Annotated in this window: 24 protein-coding genes, 8 pseudogenes and 1 other annotated feature; of the genes and pseudogenes, 18 read left to right on the forward strand and 14 right to left on the reverse strand. The window is 65.9% G+C overall.

All coding sequences use genetic code 11. The features are described from left to right. Positions 1 to 48: 48 nt before the first annotated feature. The 12 genes from QJR12_RS17065 (at position 49) to QJR12_RS17120 (ending at position 6,426) form a co-directional block, all read left to right on the forward strand. Positions 49 to 174: a hypothetical protein gene (locus QJR12_RS17065; protein WP_300584618.1), complete on the forward strand. Its 126-nt coding sequence runs from the start codon at positions 49 to 51 to the stop codon at positions 172 to 174. Continuing rightward, positions 171 to 1,100 carry a hypothetical protein gene (locus tag QJR12_RS17070; RefSeq protein ID WP_300584620.1) on the forward strand — a complete coding sequence of 310 codons (930 nt, stop codon included), beginning with the start codon at positions 171 to 173 and terminating at the stop codon, positions 1,098 to 1,100. The genes QJR12_RS17065 and QJR12_RS17070 overlap by 4 nt, the downstream gene beginning before the upstream one ends. Beyond that, entirely contained in the window at positions 1,100 to 1,492 is a 393-nt protein-coding gene (locus QJR12_RS17075; RefSeq protein WP_300584622.1) for a hypothetical protein, read from the forward strand. The genes QJR12_RS17070 and QJR12_RS17075 overlap by 1 nt, the downstream gene beginning before the upstream one ends. Further along, positions 1,489 to 1,800 carry a hypothetical protein gene (locus tag QJR12_RS17080; protein WP_300584624.1) on the forward strand — a complete coding sequence of 104 codons (312 nt, stop codon included), beginning with the start codon at positions 1,489 to 1,491 and terminating at the stop codon, positions 1,798 to 1,800. The genes QJR12_RS17075 and QJR12_RS17080 overlap by 4 nt, the downstream gene beginning before the upstream one ends. Positions 1,801 to 2,323: 523 nt before the next feature. Beyond that, a complete protein-coding gene (locus tag QJR12_RS17085; protein WP_300584626.1) occupies positions 2,324 to 2,647 on the forward strand; it encodes a hypothetical protein in 324 nt (107 codons plus the stop codon). A gap of 187 nt (positions 2,648 to 2,834) precedes the next feature. Then, positions 2,835 to 2,960 carry a hypothetical protein gene (locus QJR12_RS17090; RefSeq protein ID WP_300584618.1) on the forward strand — a complete coding sequence of 42 codons (126 nt, stop codon included), beginning with the start codon at positions 2,835 to 2,837 and terminating at the stop codon, positions 2,958 to 2,960. Continuing rightward, entirely contained in the window at positions 2,957 to 3,835 is an 879-nt protein-coding gene (locus tag QJR12_RS17095) for a hypothetical protein (protein ID WP_300584628.1), read from the forward strand. Before QJR12_RS17090 ends, QJR12_RS17095 begins: the two co-directional genes overlap by 4 nt. Next, entirely contained in the window at positions 3,835 to 4,101 is a 267-nt protein-coding gene (locus QJR12_RS17100; protein ID WP_300584630.1) for a hypothetical protein, read from the forward strand. Before QJR12_RS17095 ends, QJR12_RS17100 begins: the two co-directional genes overlap by 1 nt. Further along, entirely contained in the window at positions 4,098 to 4,421 is a 324-nt protein-coding gene (locus tag QJR12_RS17105) for a hypothetical protein (protein WP_300584626.1), read from the forward strand. Before QJR12_RS17100 ends, QJR12_RS17105 begins: the two co-directional genes overlap by 4 nt. Positions 4,422 to 4,608: 187 nt before the next feature. Then, on the forward strand, positions 4,609 to 4,923 hold the full coding sequence (locus tag QJR12_RS17110) for a hypothetical protein (protein ID WP_300581331.1): 315 nt from the start codon (positions 4,609 to 4,611) through the stop codon (positions 4,921 to 4,923). After that, positions 4,920 to 5,798, forward strand: coding sequence for a hypothetical protein (locus QJR12_RS17115; RefSeq protein WP_300584632.1), 879 nt, complete (start codon positions 4,920 to 4,922; stop codon positions 5,796 to 5,798). The genes QJR12_RS17110 and QJR12_RS17115 overlap by 4 nt, the downstream gene beginning before the upstream one ends. Positions 5,799 to 6,102: 304 nt before the next feature. Next, a complete protein-coding gene (locus QJR12_RS17120; protein ID WP_300584634.1) occupies positions 6,103 to 6,426 on the forward strand; it encodes a hypothetical protein in 324 nt (107 codons plus the stop codon). A 67-nt stretch (positions 6,427 to 6,493) separates the two neighbouring features. On the opposite strand, the pseudogene QJR12_RS17125 reads toward QJR12_RS17120, so the two are convergent. Together QJR12_RS17125 and QJR12_RS17135 are read right to left on the reverse strand one after the other, a co-directional pair. After that, a pseudogene (locus QJR12_RS17125) lies at positions 6,494 to 7,018 on the reverse strand (IS1634 family transposase); the annotation flags it as partial. 19 nt (positions 7,019 to 7,037) lie between these two features. Next, a pseudogene (locus tag QJR12_RS17135) lies at positions 7,038 to 7,381 on the reverse strand (glycoside hydrolase domain-containing protein). Positions 7,382 to 7,444: 63 nt separating this feature from the next. Between QJR12_RS17135 and QJR12_RS17140 the strand changes: the two are divergent. Next, a complete protein-coding gene (locus QJR12_RS17140) occupies positions 7,445 to 7,600 on the forward strand; it encodes a hypothetical protein (RefSeq protein ID WP_300584638.1) in 156 nt (51 codons plus the stop codon). Here QJR12_RS17140 and QJR12_RS17810 read toward each other — a convergent pair. The 8 genes and pseudogenes from QJR12_RS17810 to QJR12_RS17185 form a co-directional block, all read right to left on the reverse strand. Further along, positions 7,597 to 9,155: pseudogene (locus tag QJR12_RS17810) on the reverse strand (glycoside hydrolase domain-containing protein). The gene QJR12_RS17140 and the pseudogene QJR12_RS17810 sit on opposite strands and share 4 nt — an antisense overlap. Positions 9,156 to 9,217: 62 nt before the next feature. Beyond that, positions 9,218 to 9,625 (reverse strand): type II toxin-antitoxin system VapC family toxin, encoded by a 408-nt coding sequence (locus QJR12_RS17155; RefSeq protein WP_300584642.1) that lies wholly within the window; start codon positions 9,623 to 9,625, stop codon positions 9,218 to 9,220. Next, positions 9,622 to 9,905 (reverse strand): annotated as a pseudogene (locus tag QJR12_RS17160) (type II toxin-antitoxin system Phd/YefM family antitoxin). The gene QJR12_RS17155 and the pseudogene QJR12_RS17160 overlap by 4 nt, the downstream one beginning before the upstream one ends. Positions 9,906 to 9,958: 53 nt before the next feature. Further along, positions 9,959 to 10,198 (reverse strand): annotated as a pseudogene (locus QJR12_RS17165) (antitoxin); the annotation flags it as partial. A gap of 410 nt (positions 10,199 to 10,608) precedes the next feature. Further along, a complete protein-coding gene (locus QJR12_RS17170; RefSeq protein ID WP_300584644.1) occupies positions 10,609 to 11,475 on the reverse strand; it encodes a nucleotidyl transferase AbiEii/AbiGii toxin family protein in 867 nt (288 codons plus the stop codon). Beyond that, entirely contained in the window at positions 11,472 to 12,488 is a 1,017-nt protein-coding gene (locus QJR12_RS17175) for a hypothetical protein (protein ID WP_300584646.1), read from the reverse strand. The genes QJR12_RS17170 and QJR12_RS17175 overlap by 4 nt, the downstream gene beginning before the upstream one ends. A 395-nt stretch (positions 12,489 to 12,883) precedes the next feature. Then, positions 12,884 to 13,000: pseudogene (locus QJR12_RS17180) on the reverse strand (ATP-binding protein); the annotation flags it as partial. Between the two features lie 66 nt (positions 13,001 to 13,066). After that, complete coding sequence (locus tag QJR12_RS17185; RefSeq protein ID WP_300584648.1) at positions 13,067 to 13,591, reverse strand: transposase; 525 nt, start codon at positions 13,589 to 13,591, stop codon at positions 13,067 to 13,069. A gap of 91 nt (positions 13,592 to 13,682) precedes the next feature. On the opposite strand from QJR12_RS17185, the gene QJR12_RS17190 reads away from it, so the two are divergent. Continuing rightward, positions 13,683 to 14,771, forward strand: a complete 1,089-nt coding sequence (locus QJR12_RS17190; RefSeq protein ID WP_300584650.1) for a tyrosine-type recombinase/integrase — start codon at positions 13,683 to 13,685, stop codon at positions 14,769 to 14,771. Then, on the forward strand, positions 14,765 to 16,756 hold the full coding sequence (locus tag QJR12_RS17195) for a tyrosine-type recombinase/integrase (protein ID WP_300584652.1): 1,992 nt from the start codon (positions 14,765 to 14,767) through the stop codon (positions 16,754 to 16,756). The genes QJR12_RS17190 and QJR12_RS17195 overlap by 7 nt, the downstream gene beginning before the upstream one ends. On the opposite strand, the gene QJR12_RS17200 is transcribed toward QJR12_RS17195, so the two are convergent. Further along, complete coding sequence (locus tag QJR12_RS17200; protein WP_300584654.1) at positions 16,721 to 17,599, reverse strand: transposase; 879 nt, start codon at positions 17,597 to 17,599, stop codon at positions 16,721 to 16,723. The genes QJR12_RS17195 and QJR12_RS17200 overlap by 36 nt on opposite strands. Positions 17,600 to 17,684: 85 nt before the next feature. Continuing rightward, positions 17,685 to 18,002, reverse strand: a pseudogene (locus QJR12_RS17205) (ATP-binding protein); the annotation flags it as partial. A gap of 57 nt (positions 18,003 to 18,059) precedes the next feature. On the opposite strand from QJR12_RS17205, the gene QJR12_RS17210 reads away from it, so the two are divergent. Further along, positions 18,060 to 18,338: a hypothetical protein gene (locus QJR12_RS17210; RefSeq protein ID WP_300584656.1), complete on the forward strand. Its 279-nt coding sequence runs from the start codon at positions 18,060 to 18,062 to the stop codon at positions 18,336 to 18,338. Positions 18,339 to 18,529: 191 nt separating this feature from the next. Here the strand turns inward: QJR12_RS17210 and QJR12_RS17215 are convergent. Continuing rightward, a protein-coding gene (locus QJR12_RS17215) for an IS3 family transposase (RefSeq protein ID WP_300576643.1) occupies positions 18,530 to 19,794 on the reverse strand; the annotation gives its coding sequence in 2 pieces (ribosomal slippage) (positions 18,530 to 19,488 and positions 19,488 to 19,794; 1,266 coding nt in all). Continuing rightward, positions 19,361 to 19,492, reverse strand: a sequence feature (AL1L pseudoknot). Its footprint overlaps the gene before it by 132 nt. A 237-nt stretch (positions 19,795 to 20,031) precedes the next feature. Here QJR12_RS17215 and QJR12_RS17220 point away from each other — a divergent pair. Beyond that, positions 20,032 to 22,245 carry a recombinase family protein gene (locus QJR12_RS17220; protein WP_300584672.1) on the forward strand — a complete coding sequence of 738 codons (2,214 nt, stop codon included), beginning with the start codon at positions 20,032 to 20,034 and terminating at the stop codon, positions 22,243 to 22,245. Here the strand turns inward: QJR12_RS17220 and QJR12_RS17225 are convergent. Beyond that, positions 22,241 to 22,516: pseudogene (locus tag QJR12_RS17225) on the reverse strand (ATP-binding protein); the annotation flags it as partial. The gene QJR12_RS17220 and the pseudogene QJR12_RS17225 sit on opposite strands and share 5 nt — an antisense overlap. Before the next feature lie 200 nt (positions 22,517 to 22,716). Here QJR12_RS17225 and QJR12_RS17230 point away from each other — a divergent pair. Then, a complete protein-coding gene (locus tag QJR12_RS17230; RefSeq protein ID WP_300575322.1) occupies positions 22,717 to 24,450 on the forward strand; it encodes an IS1634 family transposase in 1,734 nt (577 codons plus the stop codon). The last annotated feature ends 35 nt before the right edge of the window (positions 24,451 to 24,485 follow it).

Raw genomic sequence — 24,485 nt, forward strand, 5'->3', positions numbered from 1 at the left:
GGGTTTAACCGTGCGCGTGGATGCGGAGGTGGGGGTTACACTGCCTGCATGGGCGCGACTTCCGCCGCCACCCGGGCGGCGGCCAGCGGATATGAGGCCGGCGACGCGGAGGCGGCGGGCGCGGTCAGAACCGTGATCACCACGCTCAGCGGCGCGGATCGGCAGGCCGGGTGATTCCCTCCCAGTCGGCGCTCCGCGCTTATGACGTGTCGCATTTGACCGAGCACGCCGCCTATTGGCGGGAGCTGGCCACCCGCCGCCGCGACGTGGTGGGCGCGATCAAGGCCCAGGCTGACGCCCTGGACTGGCAAGGCGAGGGTGATCAGGCGATGCGCGCGGCGATGGCCGGGCACCTCGCCACCGCCGAAGAGCAGGCCGGGCTGCTCGACGCTGCCGCCGGCGTCGCCGAGAACGGGGCCAGTGTGCTACACCAGCAGCAGCAAGCCATCCTGTCCGGGGTGGATCAGGCCCGCCAGTCCGGGTTCGTGGTCGGGGAGGACTGGTCGGCTACCGACGCGATGTATCCGCCCGGATCGATCGGCTGGTACGCCCGGCTGTCGGCCGCGCAGGCCATCACCACAGAGCTGCGCGCCCAGGCGGGCGCGTTCGCCACCCAGGAGTATCAGACCGCCACCGACATCATCAGCGCCGCCGGTGACCTGGGCGGAGACGGCGCCATCCACCGACACATCCAAGCCGTGGGTCACGGATTTAAGTCAGACGGACCTGCGTCACCCCCGCAGCCGAACCCAGTCGAACAATTGGAGCAGGCGATTACAGCGCCACCGGCCGCACCTCCGAACTCGCCGATTCCCATGCCAGCAAGCCCGGCGCCGCGGCCGCCCCAGACGGGGCCATCCCCACCGCCTGTACCCGTTCCAGACGGGCCGCCAGAGGTGAACCCAACGCCAGGTGGGTTACTCTCGGCTGTGGGTACGGGTTGCGGTACAGGCGCGGTGGACGGCGGATTCGTAGGAGCGCCCATTCCCATCGCCGAGACGGTCACCATCCCCGGTGGCTGTGTGGGCGGGGCGCTCCTCGGTGGGGGGATGTACCTCGGCGGCATCTGGCTCGACAACATGCTGAACGGCAACGGCTGATGAAAACAACACCATCGACCGCTGCAGACCCGCGGTTCGGAGTCGTCTGGGGCCTAGGGTGTTTTGCCGGTGCCGGTCTGTTTACTTGGGAATTCTTCCGGACGACAGACCCCGGCCTGCGCCTCGTGATGCCGGTCGGCGTGCTAGGCGCCCTTGCTGCGGGCATCGCAGCCATTGTGCGGCGAAACCGCATGCGGGCACCGACAACCACGAGCTATCCGCGCTCGACCATCGCGCTGAGCCTGTTCCCCATCGGGCTGGCTGCCGTTGAGCTGTGGTTCTTTTCGCGGTCGGCGGATATCTTCTATCTGCTTGTCGCCCTCCCCATATTCGGTATAGGGATATGGGGCCTGGTCGTAGGGATAACGGAACTCAGACGGCATCGCACGTGACCTACGCGCCCAACGGTGAAACGGCCAACCAACCGAGGCGCGCGTGGCGGTCGGCATTGCGCTGGCCCTACACCAGACGGGGAACGATTGTTCTCGGTTCCGTAGCTCTTCTCATCGCCATCGTTGCACTGTACGAGTTCATCAATGCCGGCGGAGCGATATTCATCATTGGCGCGGTCTTCATCTTCACGATGGTGATCGTCGAATGGGTGAAGCTGTACCGCCACCGAGGTGACCCGGACTGGCCTCGCCGACCGCCATGGGTGCCCTCTGATGAACCACAGCCGGGCAACGCGGGCAAGCCATGACCTACGCCGACCACGCACATCCCGCCGTCGGTCATCAACATGCACGCCAGCGAAGCCCCAGGCCGTCCCACCTCCATCACGGGTGCCCCGGTATGCCCCGGCGACGAGATTTTGCAGCATCCCCTGCAAATTCTGGCCGGGGGGTCGCTGGCAGCAGTGTCAGGCCCCGCAGTGGCGCCCAGCCTGGAGGCATCTACCGCTGGGCTATTGGGCGGTGCTTCTTTGGGACGGCATCGTCGGGCTGGCAGCCTTAGTCGCCGGTCTGGTCATCGGGCGCACCGCGACCGTGAAGGCGCGGCAAGGCGCGGACAGTCCAGAACAGGCGACGCGCAGGGCGCGCGCGTCCAATACTGCTTTCTGGCCGTAGGGGCAGCTTTCTGGCCGTAGGGGCAGCGCTGCTGATACTCAGCGCCATCCGCTACCCGGAGCACCGCTACTTCAACATCGCGGTCGTGGCGATCACGGTCGCAGGTGTGGCCTTCGATTGGATCAGAACTCGCCGCAAACGGCACCGGCAGCGCACATGACCTACGCGCCCAGCGGTGAAACCGCCTCAGCCCTGCCGGAGTTGCCGGAGGGGATGCGCTGGGTGGTGGCGATAGACCGACGCCAGATCGCGGTGATCCTGCTGGAGAACGACAGGCCGGTGGCGTCAGCCGCCGAGACCCTGGAGCGCGATTCGGAACTGGATTATCCGCACCAGTCGGTTGATGTGGTGGAGCAGGTGTGCCGGCGTCTGGCCGCCGAGGTGGCGCATCAGTGGGGTTTTCTGCGCGGCCTTCAACAAAAACTCGGCGCAGGTGTCGATGTGCGCATGAGGATCGTCGACTGGAACCGCCAAGGCTAACCGCCGCTGCCCAGTGTCCCGTAAACGGTTCTGTGTGCGACCAACCCGAACAGCGGGCATGCCGAGGCAACAACTCATTAGGTTGCGTTGTTGCGGCTGCCCGACCCACCAGCAGCGACTCCCCTGACCGTCCTCGGCGGGGTTTAACCGTGCGCGTGGATGCGGAGGTGGGGGTTACACTGCCTGCATGGGCGCGACTTCCGCCGCCACCCGGGCGGCGGCCAGCGGATATGAGGCCGGCGACGCGGAGGCGGCGGGCGCGGTCAGAACCGTGATCACCACGCTCAGCGGCGCGGATCGGCAGGCCGGGTGATTCCCTCCCAGTCGGCGCTCCGCGCTTATGACGTGTCGCATTTGACCGAGCACGCCGCCTATTGGCGGGAGCTGGCCACCCGCCGCCGCGACGTGGTGGGCGCGATCAAGGCCCAGGCTGACGCCCTGGACTGGCAAGGCGAGGGTGATCAGGCGATGCGCGCGGCGATGGCCGGGCACCTCGCCACCGCCGAAGAGCAGGCCGGGCTGCTCGACGCTGCCGCCGGCGTCGCCGAGAACGGGGCCAGTGTGCTACACCAGCAGCAGCAAGCCATCCTGTCCGGGGTGGATCAGGCCCGCCAGTCCGGGTTCGTGGTCGGGGAGGACTGGTCGGCTACCGACGCGATGTATCCGCCCGGATCGATCGGCTGGTACGCCCGGCTGTCGGCCGCGCAGGCCATCACCACAGAGCTGCGCGCCCAGGCGGGCGCGTTCGCCACCCAGGAGTATCAGACCGCCACCGACATCATCAGCGCCGCCGGTGACCTGGGCGGAGACGGCGCCATCCACCGACACATCCAAGCCGTCGACAACCACTTCAAAACCGACGGACCCACACCGCAACCAAGCCCCCCGCCCAACCCGCCGCAAACCGGCGAACCCATCAAACGTCCGCCCGCGCACACCCCGCCGTCGGTCATCAACATGCACGTCGACGAAGCCCCAACCGGTCTGCCACAAAAGCCTCCGGGGTTCCCCGGGTGCAGCGGCGAGGAACAGCTTAAGGACTTCCTGGAAATCCTCGGCGGCGTGGCGACGATCGGGCTCTCTATACCCGGCGAAACGGTGACCGGCGGTGCCGCCACCGTCGGAATCATCGGCGGCGGCGCGATGGTAACCGAGGGCATGATCGGCCTGGATCAATGCAGCAAATGATGCCTTTGGTGTTGTTGGCGGCGGCGCTGGGATTGTTGCTCGCGTTTGTGTTGCGGCAGCTTATTCAGCGTCACTCCTCAAGTGCCGAGCAACGCAAGCGCAGGATGCAAGTGCTCTACGCCGTCGCGATGTTCATCTGCGCCGGGTTTCTGACCCTTGACGCGATCACCACCGACCGACTGCGCTATTTCAACATCGCGATCGCGGTGATGTCGGTCGCAGCCGCAATCGTTCAATTGCGCAAACGGCACCGGCAGCGCACATGACCTACGCGCCCAGCGGTGAAACCGCCTCAGCCCTGCCGGAGTTGCCGGAGGGGATGCGCTGGGTGGTGGCGATAGACCGACGCCAGATCGCGGTGATCCTGCTGGAGAACGACAGGCCGGTGGCGTCAGCCGCCGAGACCCTGGAGCGCGATTCGGAACTGGATTATCCGCACCAGTCGGTTGATGTGGTGGAGCAGGTGTGCCGGCGTCTGGCCGCCGAGGTGGCGCATCAGTGGGGTTTTCTGCGCGGCCTTCAACAAAAACTCGGCGCAGGTGTCGATGTGCGCATGAGGATCGTCGACTGGAACCGCCAAGGCTAACCGCCGCTGCCCAGTGTCCCGTAAACGGTTCTGTGTGCGACCAACCCGAACAGCGGGCATGCCGAGGCAACAACTCATTAGGTTGCGTTGTTGCGGCTGCCCGACCCACCAGCAGCGACTCCCCTGACCGTCCTCGGCGGGGTTTAACCGTGCGCGTGGATGCGGAGGTGGGGGTTACACTGCCTGCATGGGCGGTGTTCTTCGGGTTTTTCCCGATGCGGTGCGGGCAGCGGGCACCGGGTGGGATGCCCAGCTGGGCGAGCTGCACGCCGCACCGCCGACGCTGGAGCCCCCGGTGTTTTCCTGGCTGTCGATGCTGGCCGCCGGGGCGGTCAGCGGCACCGCGGCGGCCGTCACCGCCGAGCTGCACACCCGCATCACCGCGACTTCCGCCGCCACCCGGGCGGCGGCCAGCGGATATGAGGCCGGCGACGCGGAGGCGGCGGGCGCGGTCAGAACCGTGATCACCACGCTCAGCGGCGCGGATCGGCAGGCCGGGTGATTCCCTCCCAGTCGGCGCTCCGCGCTTATGACGTGTCGCATTTGACCGAGCACGCCGCCTATTGGCGGGAGCTGGCCACCCGCCGCCGCGACGTGGTGGGCGCGATCAAGGCCCAGGCTGACGCCCTGGACTGGCAAGGCGAGGGTGATCAGGCGATGCGCGCGGCGATGGCCGGGCACCTCGCCACCGCCGAAGAGCAGGCCGGGCTGCTCGACGCTGCCGCCGGCGTCGCCGAGAACGGGGCCAGTGTGCTACACCAGCAGCAGCAAGCCATCCTGTCCGGGGTGGATCAGGCCCGCCAGTCCGGGTTCGTGGTCGGGGAGGACTGGTCGGCTACCGACGCGATGTATCCGCCCGGATCGATCGGCTGGTACGCCCGGCTGTCGGCCGCGCAGGCCATCACCACAGAGCTGCGCGCCCAGGCGGGCGCGTTCGCCACCCAGGAGTATCAGACCGCCACCGACATCATCAGCGCCGCCGGTGACCTGGGCGGAGACGGCGCCATCCACCGACACATCCAAGCCGTCGACAACCACTTCAAAACCGACGGACCCACACCGCAACCAAGCCCCCCGCCCAACCCGCCGCAAACCGGCGAACCCATCAAACGTCCGCCCGCGCACACCCCGCCGTCGGCCATCAACATGCACGTCGGCGAACAGCCCGACCTCGATAGGCACCCCTGCCCGGCCTGGGAGATCGGGAAGGATGTGGCTGAGGGCATAGGTGGCCCGCTAGCCGTGGGCGGGTCAATCATTGGCGGTATTGCCGCCGCCCCCTTGGGGCCAGCCGACATCGCCATCTTTGGGTCTACGGGCCTCCTCGGCATAGGCGCTACCCTCGACGGCTTCGGCGACCTAGCGCAATGCAGGTGATCGGATGCACGTACACCCGATAGCTTTCGCAATCCCCGCCGGGGTGCTGGGCATTGCCCTTGCCTTTGCCTTAATTTCGTATGCCCGTCGCTGTGACAATGCGCAGCGTCGGCTTCGCATCGTTCAGTACGGGCTATTGTTGGTGGCTGCAGTCTGGATGACCGTCGATTTCTTCCTCACTCCGGCGCATCGTTGGGTCAACGGAGTGTGTCTGGCGCTCGCGGCGCTGATATTAGCCGGCGGATACGGCTACGAATGGTTGCGGCGGTCAAAGGCCCGCTCAGGGCGGTAGCGCCGGCAGCAGATGACGTATCCGTCCAGCAGCGAAACCGCCTCGGCCGTGCCGGAGTTGCCGGAGGGGATGCGCTGGGTGGTGGCGATAGACCGACGCCAGATCGCGGTGATCCTGCTGGAGAACGACAGGCCGGTGGCGTCAGCCGCCGAGACCCTGGAGCGCGATTCGGAACTGGATTATCCGCACCAGTCGGTTGATGTGGTGGAGCAGGTGTGCCGGCGTCTGGCCGCCGAGGTGGCGCATCAGTGGGGTTTTCTGCGCGGCCTTCAACAAAAACTCGGCGCAGGTGTCGATGTGCGCATGAGGATCGTCGACTGGAACCGCCAAGGCTAAGCCGAAGTTCCTCCTGGTTGGGTACGATTTGTGCGGTTGACCTGGGGTTTTTGTGGTGGGGTACTGACTACGGCAGGCCGTGGCGGTGGGACACGGCGAGGAGGTCGAAGGCTCGCCGTTGTAGCGGGGTGGGGGTGGTGGTCTTGGTGAATGCTGGTAGGTCGTGGGTGGGTTGGATGGTGTTGGCGCAGATGGTGGCTAGGTCGGTGAGCAGGCTGGTGAAGCTGTGCACCGGTTCGTTGAGGTCGGTGCGTTTACGTGCGGCTTTGTTGAGGGCTTGGTTGGAGCGTTGGGCGGGTGCGACGGGGTTGGTGCGTTTAGCTGCAGCGGCGGGTTTGTCGTGGTCGGTGAACAGGATTTGTGCCAGGGCTTGTTTCATGTGCCAGCTGATGTAGTAGGACAGCATGTGCAAGAACATGTGGGCGCGGACCCGGTCGGCGAGCCGGTGGTGGATGGGCCGCACGTCGAGTTCGGTGTTGAGGGTGCGAAAGAAGCGTTCGACGTCGGCGAGGTCTTTGTAGCGCAGTACCAGCTCATCGCGGCCCAGGGTGTTGTCGGGCAGGCTGGTGCGCAGCGCGTAGATGTCGTCGAGCTGAGTCCATCGATGTACGTCAGCCCGTTCGATGCACCCGGGGGGAGATCCTGATTGATGTCCCTGCGGGAAGCGCGATTTCGGCGAGATCGAACAGCGGTGTGCTCACCGCCAAAATCGGCGTTGCCGGAGTGATCGGGTACAGGCCGAGCGCCGCCCAGACGTACCAACTCGACAGCGCACCAGATCATCGTTACCAGGCTCGCCGACGGGTGTCGGCCCGAACTGTTCGCTGCGCACCCGGACCACCATCTCCTGCGTCTTCCACGGTTGAGCCAGATAGTTGTACAGCCACGGCACCGCGAGGCCCGGTTCGTTGCCGAGCCACAGATACGGCTCGTCCGGGCCGGCGTTGAGCTGCATGGTGAAGCGGTCCAGTCCCTCGGCCGCCGCGTCGCGTCCACCGAGGGCGGCACCAGGCCGACGATGTTCTGCGGTACCATCCAGGTGTACCGCGCGGCGTTGCCCTCCTCGAATCCATCCTGCCCCAAATCCGAAGTGGGCCCGCTGGATCCGGACTACGCCAGGAACATCCCCTCGGCGCTGCGCGGTCTGACATATCCCGTCAACGGATTGAACTAGTTCCGCCAACACTGCGCCCTGCTCTGAAATTCGGCTGCAATCACGGGTTTACCCAACGCGTCGGCGAATCGGGAGATCGCGAAGCTATCAACCAACCACTCCAACGTGATCGAGGCGCCGTCGGTGCCGTGATCGCCGCGAAACTCCGCCGTCTGCGGCGCATACCCATGCTCCAGATAGGTGGCGATCCCCGGCCGCTCCACATGGCCACCCCGCCCGGCACCGCCTTCGCTCGCTGCCTTCAACATGTAATACAAGCTCGTTTGACGTCAACGTCCTTGGCCCCGAACGTGTGCAGGTTGACGGTGAGCGGCACCACGCTGTCTCCGGTCATCTCACCGGTCGCCGCATTCGCCAGCGCACCGCGGCAATGATCCGCATTGCTGGGCGTCGTTCACCAGCGACTGCGCCATATCGCTGGCCCGGTCCGGAAACAGCAGCGCCTGCAGGGCGCCCAGGCAGCGGTAAGTTTCCCAATCGGAGAAGTTCGCGTACTGGGTGTGCCCGCGGGCCACGGTGTGCACCACACCGTCGAACTCCAGATAGCGCCCGTGGGCGTCGTTAAACGTGTTGGGATGCAACAGCGAATGATACAGCGCGGTGTAGAACCTCTTCACGTTGTCACTAGCACCCGCCACCGCGATGCGCGACAACGCCGCGTTCCATTCCCTCGATTCGGCCGCGCGGACGTCGCCGAAACTCGCTTCACCCTCGGCGGCCAGGTTGGCTCGCGCCTCCTCCACACTCACGGAGGACAACGCGGTGCGCACCTCGACCACCGAGCCGGGCGGAAACTCCACCCATCCCCCGCTCCCCCGCGAATCCGCACTGCGGGCGCCTGAGGAGACCGAATTGCCCTCCCAGGTGCCGGAGGAGGTGAACCGCCGGCTGAACGTCATCGCGAAATACACCGTGTAGGTGTTGTTCTTGCCGCAAAAGTCGCCGCTGGTCGCAAACCGGGTGATGGTGGTGTGTCCTCGCCGATCCGGATGCTCGCCGCGGAGTTGCCCGCCAGCGATCCGCCGGACCGCACGTGCAACAGCGCCGGCCGACCGTTATCCGGGTAGGTGAACCGGCTGATGCCGGCGTGGGTGGTCGCGGTCAGCTTCGCCCTCACCCCTGTGTGGGGAAACCGCACCGTGTAGTAGCCCGGCATGCCGACCTCGGTGTCGTCGTGGGCGATCCGCTCCCAGGCCCACCACGGCTGTGCGCCGATCGGGGTGGTGGTCGGCAGCATCGGGATGTCGCCGAAGGCGTTACAGCCCACCGAGGCGTGGGTCATGGAAAACCGGGTCGAGCGCTCGTTGTCGTGGTCATAGCCGGCGTAGGTGTCGGTGGTATCCGGCGTGTACTGCACCATCCCGAACGGCACCGAGGCGCCGGGGAAGTTGTTGATCTCCCCGCCCGTCTCGCTCGACCCGGTGCCGATGAGCGTGTCGACATCACCGGCCGGATTCGTCACGAACGCCGGCCCCTCGGCGTGCGCGGCGACCGGAGCCACCACCCAGACAACAGCCGCCGCCACGAAAGCGGCCAGCGGCCTTCGTAACGGCATAGCTGTCTCTTACTGCATAGCCGCCACGGCGCGTGGGCGTTTCGAGCCGCACTGCCAGGAGGCTAGACCTTGATGATCGTGAGACCGGCCGCGCCGTCGAGGGCGGCAAAGTCGTCGTCCCGGGTGACGACCGGCAGCGCCCGTGACGCAGCGACGGCGACGATCCACAGATCGTTGATCCGGACTCGCCTGCCAGTTTCGGCCAGGTGGATGCGCAGCCGCGCCCACATCCGCGCCGCTTCGTCATCGACCGGCAGTGTTTCCATGTCGGCAACAAGCTGAAGGGTCGCGAGCCGTTGCGCTCGAATATCGGTCGTGCCGGCGGCCAGCACGCCGGCGGTGAGTTCGGCGAGGGTGACCACAGTCGTGGCCACCTCGGCGGGGATCAATCGCTCCTCGAGTTGACGGCCCGTTTCGGTGGCAATGAACACCGACGTGTCGAGCACCCCCGCTGCGGGCGTCTCGCTCATCGGAGAGGCCCAAGATCGTCGGTGGTGTCACCGGCCAGCGCCGCGAGGTCGTCGCGCAAACCCGGATCGGCTTGTGCACGAGGTAATCGCTGCAGGAACTCGGTTTTGGTCAACCAGCGCCGACCCGATGGCCGAGCCGCGCTGAGCACTGCGACAGGCCGGCCCTTGACAGTGATGGTGATCTCTTCGCCGGCTTGGACGCGGCGCAGCACTCCTGCGTGTCGTTGCGCAGGTCCCGGGACGCGCCCTCGCTCCCCCACCACGTCCGATCACTCTCCAGCGCTTCACCGGCCAATCGCGGTCAGCACACTTCGCCGCGAACCGGCAGGGAACTCACGTCGCACCCGCCCGCCGCTGCCATGATGCCAGGTCGCCCCACTCGTCGGGCTCTTCAGCCGCATGCTCGTCATAGGTGGCGTAGCCAGCGTCGAACTCGGCGGAGCGGTGCCGAGCCAGCAATACCGCAACGGCTTCGTCAATGAGGGCGGCGTCGGTGATTCCCGCCCGCACGTGCCGCGCACTGCTGAGGAGTTCAGCGTCCACAGTCGTGCTCAGCCGTATGCGATTCATGCCATCAACGGTATCCCAGCCACACTGGGTTACCCGCTGATCCGGCGGAAACTGTGTTGGTTACAGCGAAGCAGCGATCCACTGGCCAGCCGCTGCGCGGCAGGACTCTGCGCCGACACGTCACCGTTGAAGATGGCGTGGTAGCCAGTGTGGCGCAAGCGATAACCAACATGAGCGAGCGCGCGAATCCGGTTGATCGTGTTCACGCGGCACGGGACGGGCGTCCAAATTGCCTGCGTCGCGACACAGCGATCGCGTTCCCCGGTAAACGAACTGGAACGGAATCGAAACATGGTCCTGCCGCTCCCGGCGCCATACGGCAAGTGGACTTCTGCATCGAAATGCCGCGACGCGGACGCGGACGCGACAGGGAAATCACGCATACTGATCCCAGCCATTCGGCTCCGGTTCGATCAGTTGCCCAAGCCGAACGAGGATGCAGAGCGCAGCAGGCGCTCGGTGAACGCGGCGACCGCCAGCTGGCTGTCGGTGGCCGCGGTCTCAGCGTCTTCGTCGGGGTGGTTCTCGATGAACTGTTTGACGTATGCCTGAGAGCCCTGCGCGGACGAATCGGCGAAATTCGCCTGCAGGTCTAGCAATTGGGTGCGCATCTCTCCTGTCGGCGGACCGAAAACCTCCAAGACCCGTTCAGCCGCCGCAGTGGCGTCGCCGTGGTCGTTGTGCAACAACACAAACGCGACGTCGTACCAGTCCTTTTCTTTGCGGCGTCCGTGAGCAGCAGCCACCTTCGCGAGCAGGAAACCGGCCAGTCCGGTGACGTTGATTTCGGCCTCACGCCGCGTTCCATGGTCGTTTGCGCGGATCTTCTGAATCACGATATCTCGTGCGGCGTATCCGGTTCCGCGCAGGTTCGCCGCGCCAAGGTGTTTGCAGCCGGTGAACTCGACCGTAGCGTTGTTCCGCTTGTTGTCGAGATCAGCCAGCAGCTCGAACTTGACCGTAGCGCGCACACCGTCAGGGTCGTTCAGCACCCATCGCCACACCCGCTCGTCATCAGGCTCAAACCCGGTGTTGAGCAAAGCCTCTTCCAAGCGCGCCGCTTGAACCGCGCCACCGGCGATCTCCAGGTTGACCTGAACGTCGACGTCGGACGTACCCGCATGCCGCTTCGACGAATTCGAGCAGAGCAGTGCAGGCACCAATCCCCCGAGAAGCACGAACTCTGGGCGTCCCCCGTAGTGATGCACCACACGTACCAGAGCGAGTTCGGCTGCTCGCCTGGCCGCGGCGGTCCGGACCGGTTCTGAGTCGTCATTCATGGTGCTGTCATCTCCTGACGTAGGTGTTCAGCCGCGTCTTCGCCGCGCACCCCGCTGATTCGAAGGTCGGCATACGCGCGAGGCCACAGCACCGAGCGAAACCCGTCGGCGACCGTCTCGGTGAGTTTCGCGCCGCCCGGCGTGGGGAACGGGCGCAGCACCAGGCGGCCGCCGTCCATCTCTTGCAGGCCAGCCGCCAGCGCGGCCCGGCGAACATCACTCCATGTCTTGCCCGCCACGTAAATCTCCAAGGGAGCCACCTCGGTCTGCATCGGCGCGAGCACGCTCGCCGAAAGTGCGCTTGTGGCCGCCCAATCGATACCGGCGGCTTGCAAGAGCCGACCGGTCTGGATGGCCCCAGCGGCAGGATCCCGCCACAGAACGCCGACTCGGATCGAGATCGGCGACCGCAGCAGCTTGGCCGCCGTTGCGTAAGCGTCGAGCAACTCGTCACGATCGGCGACGCGTCGCGCAGCGCTGGGGCCGCGTGCAGCCGAGCTGACCAGATAGCCCTCCTTCTCGAGGAATTTCAGCGCAGTCACCGCGCTGCCCATCGATATCCCGGTGGCTTCTATAACCGAGTTGGCGGTCGGGGTCGCCTGTCCCGAGAGGATTGCCTCGCAGACCGCGAGTGTGGCTGGCTTCCATCCGATGCGCGAGTCCAGCGGCACCGGCGGCTTGCCCTCTGTCTTGATGATGATCGTCGTCCCCGAGGCGTTCCTGATGACGATGTCGGCTGCTCCGGATTCGTCAACCCAGCCGACGCCTGCTTCCTTGGCAACGGCGCGCGCTCCGGGTGACATCCGTGGCGCGGCGATCACGTCGGGTCGGGGCTTCTCGTGCACGGCCTCTTCGACCTGCTGCGGCCAGCCGACGGTTAGCCAGCGGACCAGAAGATCCTTGTTGTCCAACGTCACGATCAGATCGCGTTTCGGACCCTCAGTGGAGCGCGCGCGCAGCGCGGTATGCAGCACGGCTTCTAGCGCGCCGACTGCCCTCTCCCGATACGCCATGATCACCACAATACCTCAATAAAAATTGGTACCTCAATGCTATAGTGAGGTATTGAAAAATGCTGAGGTATATTATGAGTTCGGTGCATCTACCTGCGAAAATATCCCCGCCAACCATCCATGATCAGGCGAAGCTGGCTTCCATGGCATGTGCTGGCCGCGCACCCCTGAGCTATGGCCGCGTGGTCGAGCTTCGCACCGCCATCGATGACTGAACAGCGTGTCTTCAACCGTGACCCGCCCCGCAGCGCAGCAAGGTCAAGCAGTCAGTTCCCTGCTGCTATCACCGAACTCCGCGATTGTCGACCGTCACGTAATTCCCCAGGGCTCGCCGTCACGGAATTCCCCAGGTGTGGGCCTCCTGGTAGGTCTTACCGTGTTCGCTGTGGTGTTGTCTAGCTGGCCTTGCGTCCAGGCCGCTGGCGGGGGCGGTAGCTGGGTCCGTCCCTGAGAATTTGGTGGCTGGTGTTGATGAGCCTGTCCAGTAGCGATTCAGCGACGACGGGGTTGGGGGGTGGCGTCCCAGGAGCGGTGTAAAAGTGGCCTGACGTAGGCTTCGCTCGCTTATATTCATGATTTTATGCGGTGGCGCTGACGAGCTCGGTTGGCGCCACGCTGGTTGTGGTGCGATTTTCCGAATTCCTCTGCGGCAGTTGAGTCGGTGGGTCGTGCAGTGCGCGGCGCAGATCTTGCAGCAATCGCAGCCCGGCCGGGGTCATGGTGAACCCGCGCCATCCGGCCGAGGCGCGATCAAGCACCGCCCACACCAGTTTGAGGCAGGAATGCTCACCGGGCAGCCGGCCGATCACCTTGACTCGGCGCCGCGTTTCGCCGAAGGTTCGTTCGATGAAGTTGGAATGCCGCACCCGGGTCCAATGTTCGCGTGGGAACCGTAGGTAGACCGTCAGCGAGTCGCGGTCATCGAGCAGGCACCGCATCGCCGCCGGATAGGAGTCGCGCCAACGCTTTGCGAACGCATCGATGCGCTTCTGCACATACGTGACCGCGTCGGGGCCAGGCTCGATCGTGTCGGGCACGTCGAAGATCGCCCAGTAGTCGGCCTTGACCTGCGCCTGCGCGTTCTTGGGCACCTTGGCCAGCACGTTATCCGTTAACCGGCCCTCGTCGGGGCGACACGCTCGGCGCGAGTGAGGTCCCACCAGTGGGGCTCGTGTGTGTTGACACTTGAGGTCGGTGGCTTTCCGCGTGGAGGTGCCGATGGGGCTTCGGGTGGCCGGCGACGGAGATGTCTTCGTCATTGCCGGGGAAGTCGCCGCTGGGCAGCGCGACGACGTCGCGGTGGTGAACCGGTTTCTGGCGCATCTGAAGGGCAGGAACTTCGCTCGGGCGACGCGGCGCGCGTATGCGTTTGACGTGTTGAACTTCTTGCGGTTCCTTGCCGAGCCGGGCGTTGGTCTGGCCGAGGTGCGCCCGACCGACTTGTTCGACTATCTGGACTGGCAGAGCCAGCCCAAGCGCACTGCGAGCTCGACAGTGGTCCGGTTATCCGAGCGGCGGGGCTCCGCCCCAGCGACGCAGAACCGGCGCATCGCCGCGGTGCGGGCACTGTTCGAGTTCGCGGTGATCACTGGCGTGGTGATGGCCAGTCCGGTGCCGGCACCGCGGCGCACCAGCGGGCTTCGGGCGCGTCGGGGCCTGCTGGGCCATATCCCGGCTCGTCACCCGCGGTCAGGCGGCCGGCTGGTGCGCGAACAGCGGCTATTGCCGGAAAGCCTTGAGCTGGCTGAGGTTGAGGCGTTTCTGAGCGATCTGGGCACCCACCGCGACCGCGCGATGGTGCTGCTGATGCTGCTCGGGGGACTGCGCGCCGCCGAGGTCCGCGGTCTGCTGTTGGCCGAGGTCGACGTTGGCCGCCGACAATTGCGGGTGGTCGGCAAGGGTGGTCGTGAACGGGTTGTTCCGGTGGACCGGCCGTTCTTCGCTGAACTGGCTGCTTATCTACGGCTTGAGCGGCCAACGGATTGCGCGACCGAACAGTGTTTTGTCGTACTGCGCGGACCAACCACGGGGCAGCCGTTGACCGAGGCTGGGATGCGTCGAATCTTTCGCACCCACCGTGCCCGCTCGGGCGCGGCCCGGGTGCGCCCACACCGGCTGCGGCACACCTACGGAACGGAGCTGGCCGCGGCCGGGATCGACCTGCTGGTGCTGCGGGACTTGATGGGACACGCCAGCCCCGAGACAACGGGAAGATACGTGCACCTATCGGCCGAGACCCTCGCCGCCGAATACACCGCCGCTCGCAAGGCATCGCCATGGTGAGCATCGCGGCCGTCAACCCGGCCGCAGCACCGCTGCGGACCGGCGTGCAGCTGCTCGCGGCCTACGATGTCCACGTCGATGCGCTGATGGTCGCCAAAGGCGTCCGGTTCGAGCGACGGCGCGCTGCCCGCCAGTTCCTGCAACAGCATCCCAACCCGGCAGTGTGGATGCGGCGGCCCACCGCGGCCCGGCTGGCGGATCTGCACCGGCTCAAAGCGTGGCCGTTCGTCTCGTGGTGTTTTATTCAGCGGCACCTGGTCCCAGACGTGGAGCTACTGTTGGCCAAACCATCCGGGTGCGGGCTACCGGTTGAGTGGGCCGAGCACGAGCCGGACAACGTGGCCGCGGTCGCCGAGGCCGCCGCGGTGCTGGGCTGGAGCAGCAACTGGCAGCGGCAGGTCGGGCTGCTGGCCGCCTCGACGATTTGCCTGCACGTGGGAAAACGCGTCCGGCAGCTGACTGAGGACGACTTCGCCTGTGTGCTTGGACAATTGGATGGATCGGCCGCGCTGTCTGCCTCGGCGCGTCACCACGCCCGCACCCGGCTGTTCGCCTTGCAGCAGGCCTGTTATCAGCTGGGCAGCGTGAGCACCCCGCCACGGCAGAGCGGGCCGGTGGCGGTCGGACCACTCGTGCACGCCGCCGGTGTGCGCCAGCCGCTGATCCGCACCGAAGTCGTCCGCTACGTGCAGACGATCACCACCACGCTGCGCCCCTACACCGTGGCCGGGCGAACCAAGGCGCTGCGGGTGTTCTTCGACTACCTCGCCAACCACCATCCTGAGGTGACCCGGCTGGAGCAGATCGAACGGACCCGCCACATTGAGCCCTATCTGGCATGGGCACGGACCCGGCCGTGGCGCGGCAAGAACCGCCAGCGCCGCACCATCGGCGTGGTCGCATTCCACCAAGACGTGGTCGACCTGCGCTGCTTCTTCGAAGACATCGCCGGCTGGGGCTGGCCATCGGCGCCGCCGCGGCGGCTGCTGTTCTACGCCGACATCCCACGCACCCCCGACGCGCCGCCCCGAGCGCTGACCCCAGACGTCGACCGGGCGCTGATGACCGCCGTCGCGAATCTCGATGACCCGCTTGTGCGCACCGGCCTGCTGCTGTTACGCGCCACCGGCATGCGCCTTGGCGAACTGCTCGATTTGGAACTGGACTGCCTGCTGGACTTCGCCGGGCACGGCACCTGGCTGCGAGTGCCGGTGGGCAAGCTCAACTGCGAACGCATGGTGCCGCTGGACCCCGACACCGTGCAAGTGATCGACGCCTGGATCGCCCAACGGGGCCGCCAGCGTGCACTGCCGCACCCCCGCGACGGCCGGCTAACTGAGTTCTTGTTCCTCGAACACGGCCGTCGGCCAACGTCATTCCGGCTGCGCAAGGGCCTGCTCGATGCGGTCGCCGCCGCCGAGCTGCGCGGCCGCGACGGAAAGCTGCTGCACATCACCCCGCACCAGCTGCGCCACACCTTCGGTACCAGCCTGATCAACGGCGGTATCGGGCTGCCTGCGCTGATGGCGCTCATGGGCCACGTCACCCCGGAGATGACGCTGCGCTACGCCAAGCTCGCCACGCCGACCATCCGCAGTGCCTACCAGGCGGCGATAGACAAGGTCCGCGCCGGGCAACTGCTCCCACTGACCGCCGTCAATGCCGCGCCGCCGGTGCCTGACAAGGTTGCCTGGCTGCACGCCGAGATGCTCAAAACCCGGCTCGCGCATGGCTTTTGCGCCCGGCCTAAAGCCGCCGGACCTTGCCCCTACGCCAACATCTGCGAACAGTGCGACTTCTTCGTCCCCGACCCAGCGGCCACCGCGACGATCAGCGCGCAACTCGACGACACCCGCGCCCTGCAGGCCGACGCCCAAGCCCGCGGCTGGGACGACGAAGCCGCAAGGCACCGGCGCGTCGCGGCCAGCCTCGATCAGCACCTTCAACGACTACGCCGTCATCACTCGACCGACCTGCCCTCTTGACCCTGGCCGCGAAGGCCGGTTAATTTTGGCGCGATGCACCAGGCAGCGCTGCCGCAGCGCAGCACCCATGGTGCGCTCGACCGCGCCGATCAACCCCGGTGCGCCGTCGCTAATCACCAGCAGCGGACACGCCAGCCCGCGCTCGCCGAGCCCGGTCAGGAACCCTTCCCAGGCGTCACCGGACTCGCTGGCGGCCGCGTCGAGACCGACGAACACCGGTTTGCCGTCGGTGTCGATGCCCCACGCGGCCAGCACCGGCTCGGCTGAGGCGTTGGCGTGGTACTTGAAATGCGAGCCGTCCAGGAACAAGTAATCCAACTCGACGTCATCGAGGCGGCGGGCGCTCCATTGCTCGAACTGAGCCTTGATCTCCTCGCAGATCCGCGACACCGTCGACTTTGACACCGCGGCGGCCTCACCCAGCGCCTCGACCAAGGTTGCCTCCACATCGCGGACCGACAAGCCGCGCACGAACCCGGCGATCACCAGCGACTCCAGCGCATTGGTTTTGGTCACCCCCTTGCCGAACAGCTGGGAGGCGAACCGCTCGGTGGTGCCGCGCACCTTCGGCCGCGCCAGCGTCACCGGCCCTGCAGTGGTTTTGACGGTGGTCGGGCAATAACCGTTGCGCATACCGGCGCGGACGTCCTCGCAGGTTGCGGCACGCTGGTAGCGGTCGCGGCCCAGATACGCGGTCACCTCGGCCTCGATCGCGGTCTGCAACAGCAGCCGCGCCCCGAGCCGGGCTACTTCCTCGATCGCACCCGCCAAGTCCTCGCCACCGGCGAACACCTCATCAATTTCTGCCTGCAACTGCTGCGCAGGCGATATCCTCTTCGACACGGACGTGGGCTCCTTCCTTCAGACTTGCTCGTCTTCGAGGGAACCTACGTCCGAACCCTTTTACACCGCCGCAGGGACACGACCGGTTGGGGAATAGGCCGTACCAGTCGTTCGGCGTTCTGTTGGATGTGAGGATCAGTGGCTTGCCGTTGACCGCGCGCTCGCTGATGAGTTCGTAGAGGTCGTCGGCGTGCATGGCGGTGTGTTCGCGCATCGCGAAGTCGTCAAGGATCAAAACGAGCGGTTTGGTGTATTCGCGGATGCGTTGGCCCCAGCTGCGGTCGGCGTGCCCGCCGGCCAGATCGGAGAGCATGCGGGAGGTTTTGGCGAAGCGGACGTCGCCGCCGCGGCGGGCCACAGCGTGCCCAAGTGCTTGTGCCACATGGGTTTTGCCCACCCCGACAGTGAAGGCGACAGACTGCAACAGTTGCGTGCGGTTTTACCGTGTGACGTGCGGGTGATGGCGGAGACGCATCCGTTGTTCGGGCGTTTGTTGGCGGCTCGGTCGTTTAAGCGGTGGAACGGCGTGTTGATGTTGGTGGTCGATCTGCCGGATGGCTCGCCTGGCACGATCCGCGCTGATGCGACGGACGTGTTCGGTGTCGGTGGACCGCAGGGCGCGGTGGCGGTGCTGGACGCGGCCGGCCTGCGGGAGCTGCATTCACTGGTTCAGCGGCTGTGCGCTTCGCGCGTCGCGGGAATTGTCGACAAAGCACAAGTAGGTTCGCCTCGTCCCTGATCGCGCTCACGATTGCAGGAGAGGTGAACCCACTTGCGCGCTTTGAGAATAGCTGCCCCATGTCAGCTGTCGCTCGGTCTGCTCGATGTACCGGTGTCTGCCAGTCTGTGGCAGAGCTTGCCGGAGGAGATCCGCCACCAGGTGTTGGGGCTGTTAGCCATGAACCGCCCTGGGTTCGATGGAGGCTCGGTTTATTGGATTCCGACCAGGGCTTGGTCGGTCCGTCTGCCAGCGTAGAACGTGTCCTCGAATTCTGCTGGCGGTAGGTGGCCGAGGTAGCCGTGCAACCGGGCGGTGTTGTGCCAGTGCACCCAGCCGAGGGTGGCTAGCTCGACGTCTTCGACGGTCTTCCACGGGCCGGGCCGCGCGGGACCGTAGATCAGCTCGGCCTTGTAGTAGCCGTTGACGGTCTCGGCCAGAGCGTTGTCGTAGCTGTCGCCTACGGTGCCGATCGAGGGCACTGCGCCGATCTCGGCGAGGCGCTCGGTATAGCGAAGCGAGGTGAACTGGCTGCCGGCGTCTGAGTGACAGCGCAAGCCCGCCAACACAGCTCCGCGCGACCAGCGGGCCATCTCAATGGCATCAAGCACCATCGTGGTGCGCATGTTCGAGGCCACCCGCCAGCCGACGATCATCCGGCTGAACACGTCGATGATGAAGCAGACGTAGGCCACCCCAGCCCAGGTGGGCACGAACGTCAGATCGGTCACCCACAGCTGGTTGGGGGCGTCTGCGGTGAAGTTCCGCTTGACCAGGTCCGGGTGGCGTTGGGCACCTTCTTCAGGTCGGGTGGTGCGGACCTTCTTGCCGCGGCGCACCCCGGCGATGCCGGCGGCGCGCATCAGCCGCGCTACCTGGTCGCGGCCGATGTCGTGGCCGGCCCTGACGGCGGCTTTGTGCAGCTTACGGGCGCCGTAGACGCTGTAGTTGTCCTCGAAGAGCTTGACCAGGACCGGACCCATGACCGCATCCCGGCAGGCTCGTTTCGACGGGCCGCGTTTCTTGGCAGCGTAGTAGGTGCTCGGGGCCACCGACACGCCTGCGCTGTGCAGCACGGTGCAGATGGGCTCGACCCCGAATTCTTCCCGGTTGGCGTCGATGAAGTCGACTATTTCTTGTGTTGGCGGTCGAGCTCCGCCCCGAAGAAACTCGCCGCTCGTTTCAGTATCTCGTTGGCGCGCTTGAGTTCTCGATTCTCCTGTTCGAGTTCCTTCATGCGTCGCGCCTCGGTGGTCGACACCCCGGGCTGATAGCCGTCGTCGATGTCGGCCTGGCGCACCCAGGTCCGCACCGACTCCACCCCGTAGCCAAGCTGATCGGCGACCCGGGCGACAACGCCGTGGTCGCTACCCAACTCCGCCCGTAATGTCCGGACCATCCGTACCGCTCCGGCCTTTTGCTCGGCGCTGTAGCGGCGACTCGTCGGCTTGCTCGGCGGTGACTGTTTCTTCGGCATGACTCCATCCTCGATTCCAAGGTCTGGAGCCTCCAGCATTTCCAGGGCGATTCACCAGGATGATCGCCAAAGGTGCCCTCGCTGATTCCGATAGCGCGGTCGCGGAGGTGCGCGATGCGTGACACCGTGCAGTCGGGCGTGTCGGGGCCGGCGCTGTTATTGACGACCGACAAGATCAGCGTCTCGCATCGATCCCGCGATGCCTACGTGTATGTGCGTCAGTCCACCCCAACGCAGATGGTTCAGCACACCGAATCCCTTGCCCGCCAGTACGAATTGCGCGAACGTGCGGTTGGGTTGGGCTGGCCGGCTCATCAGGTGGTGGTGATCGACGCCGACCTGGGCCGCTCCGGGGCCCAAGCCGATGGGCGGCTCGGCTTTAAGGAACTCGTCGCCGATGTCGGGCTGGGCAAGGTCGGGATCGTGTTGGGCATCGAGGTGTCGCGGTTGGCCCGTAACAATGCCGACTGGTATCAGCTGCTGGATTTGTGCGCGATCACCGACACCCTGATCGCCGACGCCGACGGGGTCTATCACCCGGCCGACTTCAACGACCGACTCGTGCTGGGGCTCAAGGGCACCATGTCGGAGGCCGAGTTGCACCTGATCAAGTCCCGCCTGACCGCCGGGTTGAAACACAAGGCAGCCAAAGGCGAACTACGGCAAGGGCTGCCGGTCGGCCTGGACTACGACGAGGACGATCGGGTGGTGATCACTGCCGATGAGGCGGTGCGCGAGGCGATCATCACGGTATTTCGCCGCTTCCAGGAGCTCGGCTCGGCGCGCCAAGTGCTGATCCGGCTGCGCGAAGACGGGGTGTTGTTGCCGCGGCGGCGCAACGGTTCTCGACGTATCACCTGGGCAACGGCGACCTACCCGGCGGTGCATGACTTGCTGACCAATCCCGCCTACGCTGGGGCGTTCGTATTCGGTCGCACCCGCACCGAAAAACGAGTGGACCCGGCCACTGGGGCCGTGCACTCGCGGGATCGGCTGGTGCCGCGTGAGCAGTGGGAGGTGCTCATCCCCGATCATCATCCCGGATATATCAGCTGGGAGGCCTATGAGTCCAACACCGCACGGCTGCGCGGTAATTGGCGCCGACCCCGCGAGCAGGCCGGCGGGGCGGTGCGCGAGGGCCGTGCCTTGTTGCAGGGCTTGCTGCGGTGCGGGCGGTGCGGGCGCATCATGCAGACCGGCTACTCGGGCACCACGGGCAACTGCCCCCGCTATGTGTGCGCCCGCGCCAAACAACTGTATGCCGGCGAGCACGTCTGCCAGAGCATCGGCGGCATCCGGCTGGAAAACACCGTCCTCGATGAGATGTTTGACGTGCTGGCACCGGCCGCCCTTACTGCCACCGCCCAAGCTCTGGCTGAGGCCGACGCCAACTACCAACGAGACCTGGCGGTGTTCGAGTTGGCCATCGAACGCGCCCGCTACGAGGCCGACCGGGCGCGTCGTCAGTTCGACAACGTCGAACCCGAGAACCGGTTGGTAGCAAGAACTTTAGAGAAGAATCTGGAAGCAAAACTGGCTGCGGTCCGCGCCGCCGAAAACGATCTGGCCGCCCAACGCGCCCGCCGCTCGGTCGCGCTGACCGAACAGGAGCTCGCCTGGATCGCCACCGCCGGCGCCGACATCCGCGCCATCTTCGATGCACCCACCACCACGGTGCGCGAACGCAAACAACTCATCCGCGCCATGATCACCGAGATCGGCCTCACCGTGCACCGCCCACGGCGCATCGCCGACCTGCGCATCGTCTGGCAGGGCGGGGCCGTCACTGAGGTCTCGATGCCGATGAACAAGCCCGGAGGGCCCCTGCGCGTCACAAGCGAGGACACCATCGCCCTGGTCCGGCGACTCGCCCAACACTACGACGACCGGGCGATCGCGGCGATCCTGGCCAAACAGAAGCGCCGCACGGCCACCGGGCTGCCCTTCACCCGGGCACGGGTGGCGACCCTGCGCGCCAACCACGACATCCCCGTCTATCAGCCGCCAGTGCAGCCCGATGTCGGACCGACAGACAATGATGTGGTCGTGGTCACCATCACCGAGGCAGAAAAGCTGCTCACGGTCAGCAGGGGCACGCTCTACCGGTGGATCCGTGAGGGCTTCATCACCGCCGACCAAATCACCCCGGAGCGCCGTGGCGCATCCGCATCGACCAGGCCCTGCGTGACCGCATCCGGCCCGAAGCACCCGAGGGCTGGCTCGGACTCAACGAGGCCGCCAAAGCCCTCGGCGTCGCCCGTCAAACCGTGTTGCACAAGGTCCAACGCGGCGAACTGCAAGCCGTCCACGTCAACCGCGGACGCCGAAAAGGCCTGCGTATCCAGGTCAAACCCGACCAGCCTGGACTATTCGACACAGCTGATAGGAGAAAAGCGCAGTGTTAACCAACCCCGGGTGGGCCCAAGAACACGACGTTGTCGCGTGCGGTGACGAAATCTAGGGTGCCCAGGTGCGCGATGGTGTCGCGTTTGAGGCCGCGGGCATGCTCGAAGTCGAATTCCTCCAACGATTTGCGTGCCGGGAAGCGAGCTGCTCGGATGCGGCCTTCACCGCCGTGGGACTCCCGCGCGGAGACCTCGCGTTGCAGGCAGGCCACCAGGAACTCTTCGTGGCTCCAGTTCTCGGCGCGGGCTCGCTCGCCCAGTCGAGAGACCGACTCTCGCAAGGTGGGCGCTTTCAATGCTCTTGTCAAGTACGCAATCTCGGCAGAAACATCGCGGCGTGAAGCGGCTTTAGTCCGTAGTTCCCCCCGCTAGACGGGTCTGGTTCTTGTTTTCCGTTGCTGAGCAGACGCTTTGCATCCGCAGCCGAACGTGAGTGTAGACATGTATTCTAAATTTGTTGCGGCGTGTCATATAGTGGCGGGCCATACTGGCTGGTTTTATGTGATATAAAGTAGACATGTATGTGGCGCGGGTGCCGAATCGCGGGTCACCGCCGGCGATTCTGCTGCGGGAGTCCTACCGCCAGGACGGCAAGGTGAAAAACCGCACCCTGGCCAACCTGTCGCGCTGGCCAGCGCCCAAGGTCGAGGCGTTGACGCGGGTGCTCAAAGGCTTGCCGACGGTGGGCGATCTATCCGAGGCCTTCGAGATCACCCGCAGCCTGCCGCATGGGCATGTGGCCGCGGTGCTGGGCACCGCCCGCGGCCTAGGTGTCGAAGAACTCATCGACCCGACACCGTCACGTCGGCGCAATCTGGTGATGGCAATGCTGGTGGCCCAGGTCATCGCCCCGGCATCCAAGCTGGCCACCGCCCGCGGACTGCGCGCCCAGACCGCGACCAGCTCGCTAGGTGAGGTGCTGGGGGTCGACGGGGCCGACGAGGACGACCTGTATGCGGCGATGGACTGGGCGCTGGCCCGCAAAGAGAGCATCGAAGACCAGCTGGCCGCACGGCATCTAGCTGATGGCACCGTGGTGCTCTACGACGTGTCCTCGGCGGCCTTTGAGGGCCGCACCTGCCCACTGGGCAAGATCGGGCACGCCCGCGACGGGGTCAAAGGACGCCTGCAGATCGTCTACGGACTACTGTGCACCTCCACCGGGATACCGGTGGCCATCGAGGTGTTCGACGGCGACACCGCCGACCCGAAAACCCTGTCTGTGCAGATCGAAAAGCTCAAAGACCGGTTCGGGCTATCCCGGGTGGCTCTGGTGGGTGATCGCGGCATGATCACCAGCGCGCGCATCACCGCCGAACTTCACCCCGCCGGGCTGGACTGGATCACCGCGCTACGCGCCCCCCAGATCAAGGCCCTCGTCGAAGCCGACGCCTTGCAGCTGAGCTTGTTTGACACCCAAGACCTCGCCGAGATCGACTCCCCGGACTACCCCGGTGAACGCCTGATCGCCTGCCACAACCCCGACCTGGCCCAACGGCGCACCCGCAAGCGTCACGAGTTGTTGGCGGCCACCGAAAAACAACTGTCCGCCATCGCGGCAGCCACCACCCGAACACGGCGCCCGTTGCGCGGCAAAGACACGATCGCCCTGCGGGTCGGCAAGGTGATCAACCGCCACAAGATGGCCAAACACTTCCACCTCACCATCACCGACACCGCGTTCAGCTTCACCCGCAACGACGAGGCTATCGCCGCCGAAGCCGCCCTCGATGGCATCTACGTGCTGCGCACCAACCTGCCCACCACCGCTTTGGACCGCGACGACGTCGTGTTGCGCTACAAGGGACTCGAAGACGTCGAACGGTTCTTCCGCACCCTCAACAGCGAGCTTGACGTGCGGCCCATCCACCACCGCCTGGCTGACCGGGTCCGCGCCCACATGTTCCTACGGATGCTGTCCTACTACATCAGCTGGCACATGAAGCAAGCCCTGGCTCCCCTGCTGTTTTATGACCACGACAAAGCTGCCGGCGCCGCTAAACGCGTCAATCCTGTTGTCGCCGCTCAACGCTCCGATGCCGCCCTGGCCAAAGCCGCCCGCAAACGCACCGACGACGCCACCCCGGTACACAGCTTCACCAGCCTGCTCGCCGACCTGGCCACCCTCTGCGCCAACCGAATCCAACCCACCGCCGACATGGCAGCATTCACCATGTTCACCACCCCCACCGCACTGCAGCACCGTGCCTTCGAACTACTCGGCACCACTCACCGCCTCGGCTACATGTAGTCAGTGGACAACACAAAACCGCAGGTCACAGCGCA

This window comes from Mycobacterium sp. (assembly GCF_029961025.1).
Lineage (GTDB): Bacteria > Actinomycetota > Actinomycetes > Mycobacteriales > Mycobacteriaceae > Mycobacterium.

Bases quoted from the DNA above. Each gene is read 5' to 3' on its own strand.
- QJR12_RS17065 (WP_300584618.1), top strand. From the start codon at position 49: ATGGGCGCGACTTCCGCCGCCACCCGGGCGGCGGCCAGCGGATATGAG.
- QJR12_RS17075 (WP_300584622.1), top strand. From the start codon at position 1,100: ATGAAAACAACACCATCGACCGCTGCAGACCCGCGGTTCGGAGTCGTC.
- QJR12_RS17085 (WP_300584626.1), top strand. From the start codon at position 2,324: ATGACCTACGCGCCCAGCGGTGAAACCGCCTCAGCCCTGCCGGAGTTG.
- QJR12_RS17090 (WP_300584618.1), top strand. From the start codon at position 2,835: ATGGGCGCGACTTCCGCCGCCACCCGGGCGGCGGCCAGCGGATATGAG.
- QJR12_RS17100 (WP_300584630.1), top strand. From the start codon at position 3,835: ATGCCTTTGGTGTTGTTGGCGGCGGCGCTGGGATTGTTGCTCGCGTTT.
- QJR12_RS17105 (WP_300584626.1), top strand. From the start codon at position 4,098: ATGACCTACGCGCCCAGCGGTGAAACCGCCTCAGCCCTGCCGGAGTTG.
- QJR12_RS17110 (WP_300581331.1), top strand. From the start codon at position 4,609: ATGGGCGGTGTTCTTCGGGTTTTTCCCGATGCGGTGCGGGCAGCGGGC.
- QJR12_RS17120 (WP_300584634.1), top strand. From the start codon at position 6,103: ATGACGTATCCGTCCAGCAGCGAAACCGCCTCGGCCGTGCCGGAGTTG.
- QJR12_RS17140 (WP_300584638.1), top strand. From the start codon at position 7,445: ATGTTCTGCGGTACCATCCAGGTGTACCGCGCGGCGTTGCCCTCCTCG.
- QJR12_RS17155 (WP_300584642.1), bottom strand. From the start codon at position 9,625: ATGAGCGAGACGCCCGCAGCGGGGGTGCTCGACACGTCGGTGTTCATT.
- QJR12_RS17170 (WP_300584644.1), bottom strand. From the start codon at position 11,475: ATGAATGACGACTCAGAACCGGTCCGGACCGCCGCGGCCAGGCGAGCA.
- QJR12_RS17175 (WP_300584646.1), bottom strand. From the start codon at position 12,488: ATGGCGTATCGGGAGAGGGCAGTCGGCGCGCTAGAAGCCGTGCTGCAT.
- QJR12_RS17195 (WP_300584652.1), top strand. From the start codon at position 14,765: ATGGTGAGCATCGCGGCCGTCAACCCGGCCGCAGCACCGCTGCGGACC.
- QJR12_RS17210 (WP_300584656.1), top strand. From the start codon at position 18,060: ATGGCGGAGACGCATCCGTTGTTCGGGCGTTTGTTGGCGGCTCGGTCG.
- QJR12_RS17220 (WP_300584672.1), top strand. From the start codon at position 20,032: ATGGTTCAGCACACCGAATCCCTTGCCCGCCAGTACGAATTGCGCGAA.
- QJR12_RS17230 (WP_300575322.1), top strand. From the start codon at position 22,717: ATGTATGTGGCGCGGGTGCCGAATCGCGGGTCACCGCCGGCGATTCTG.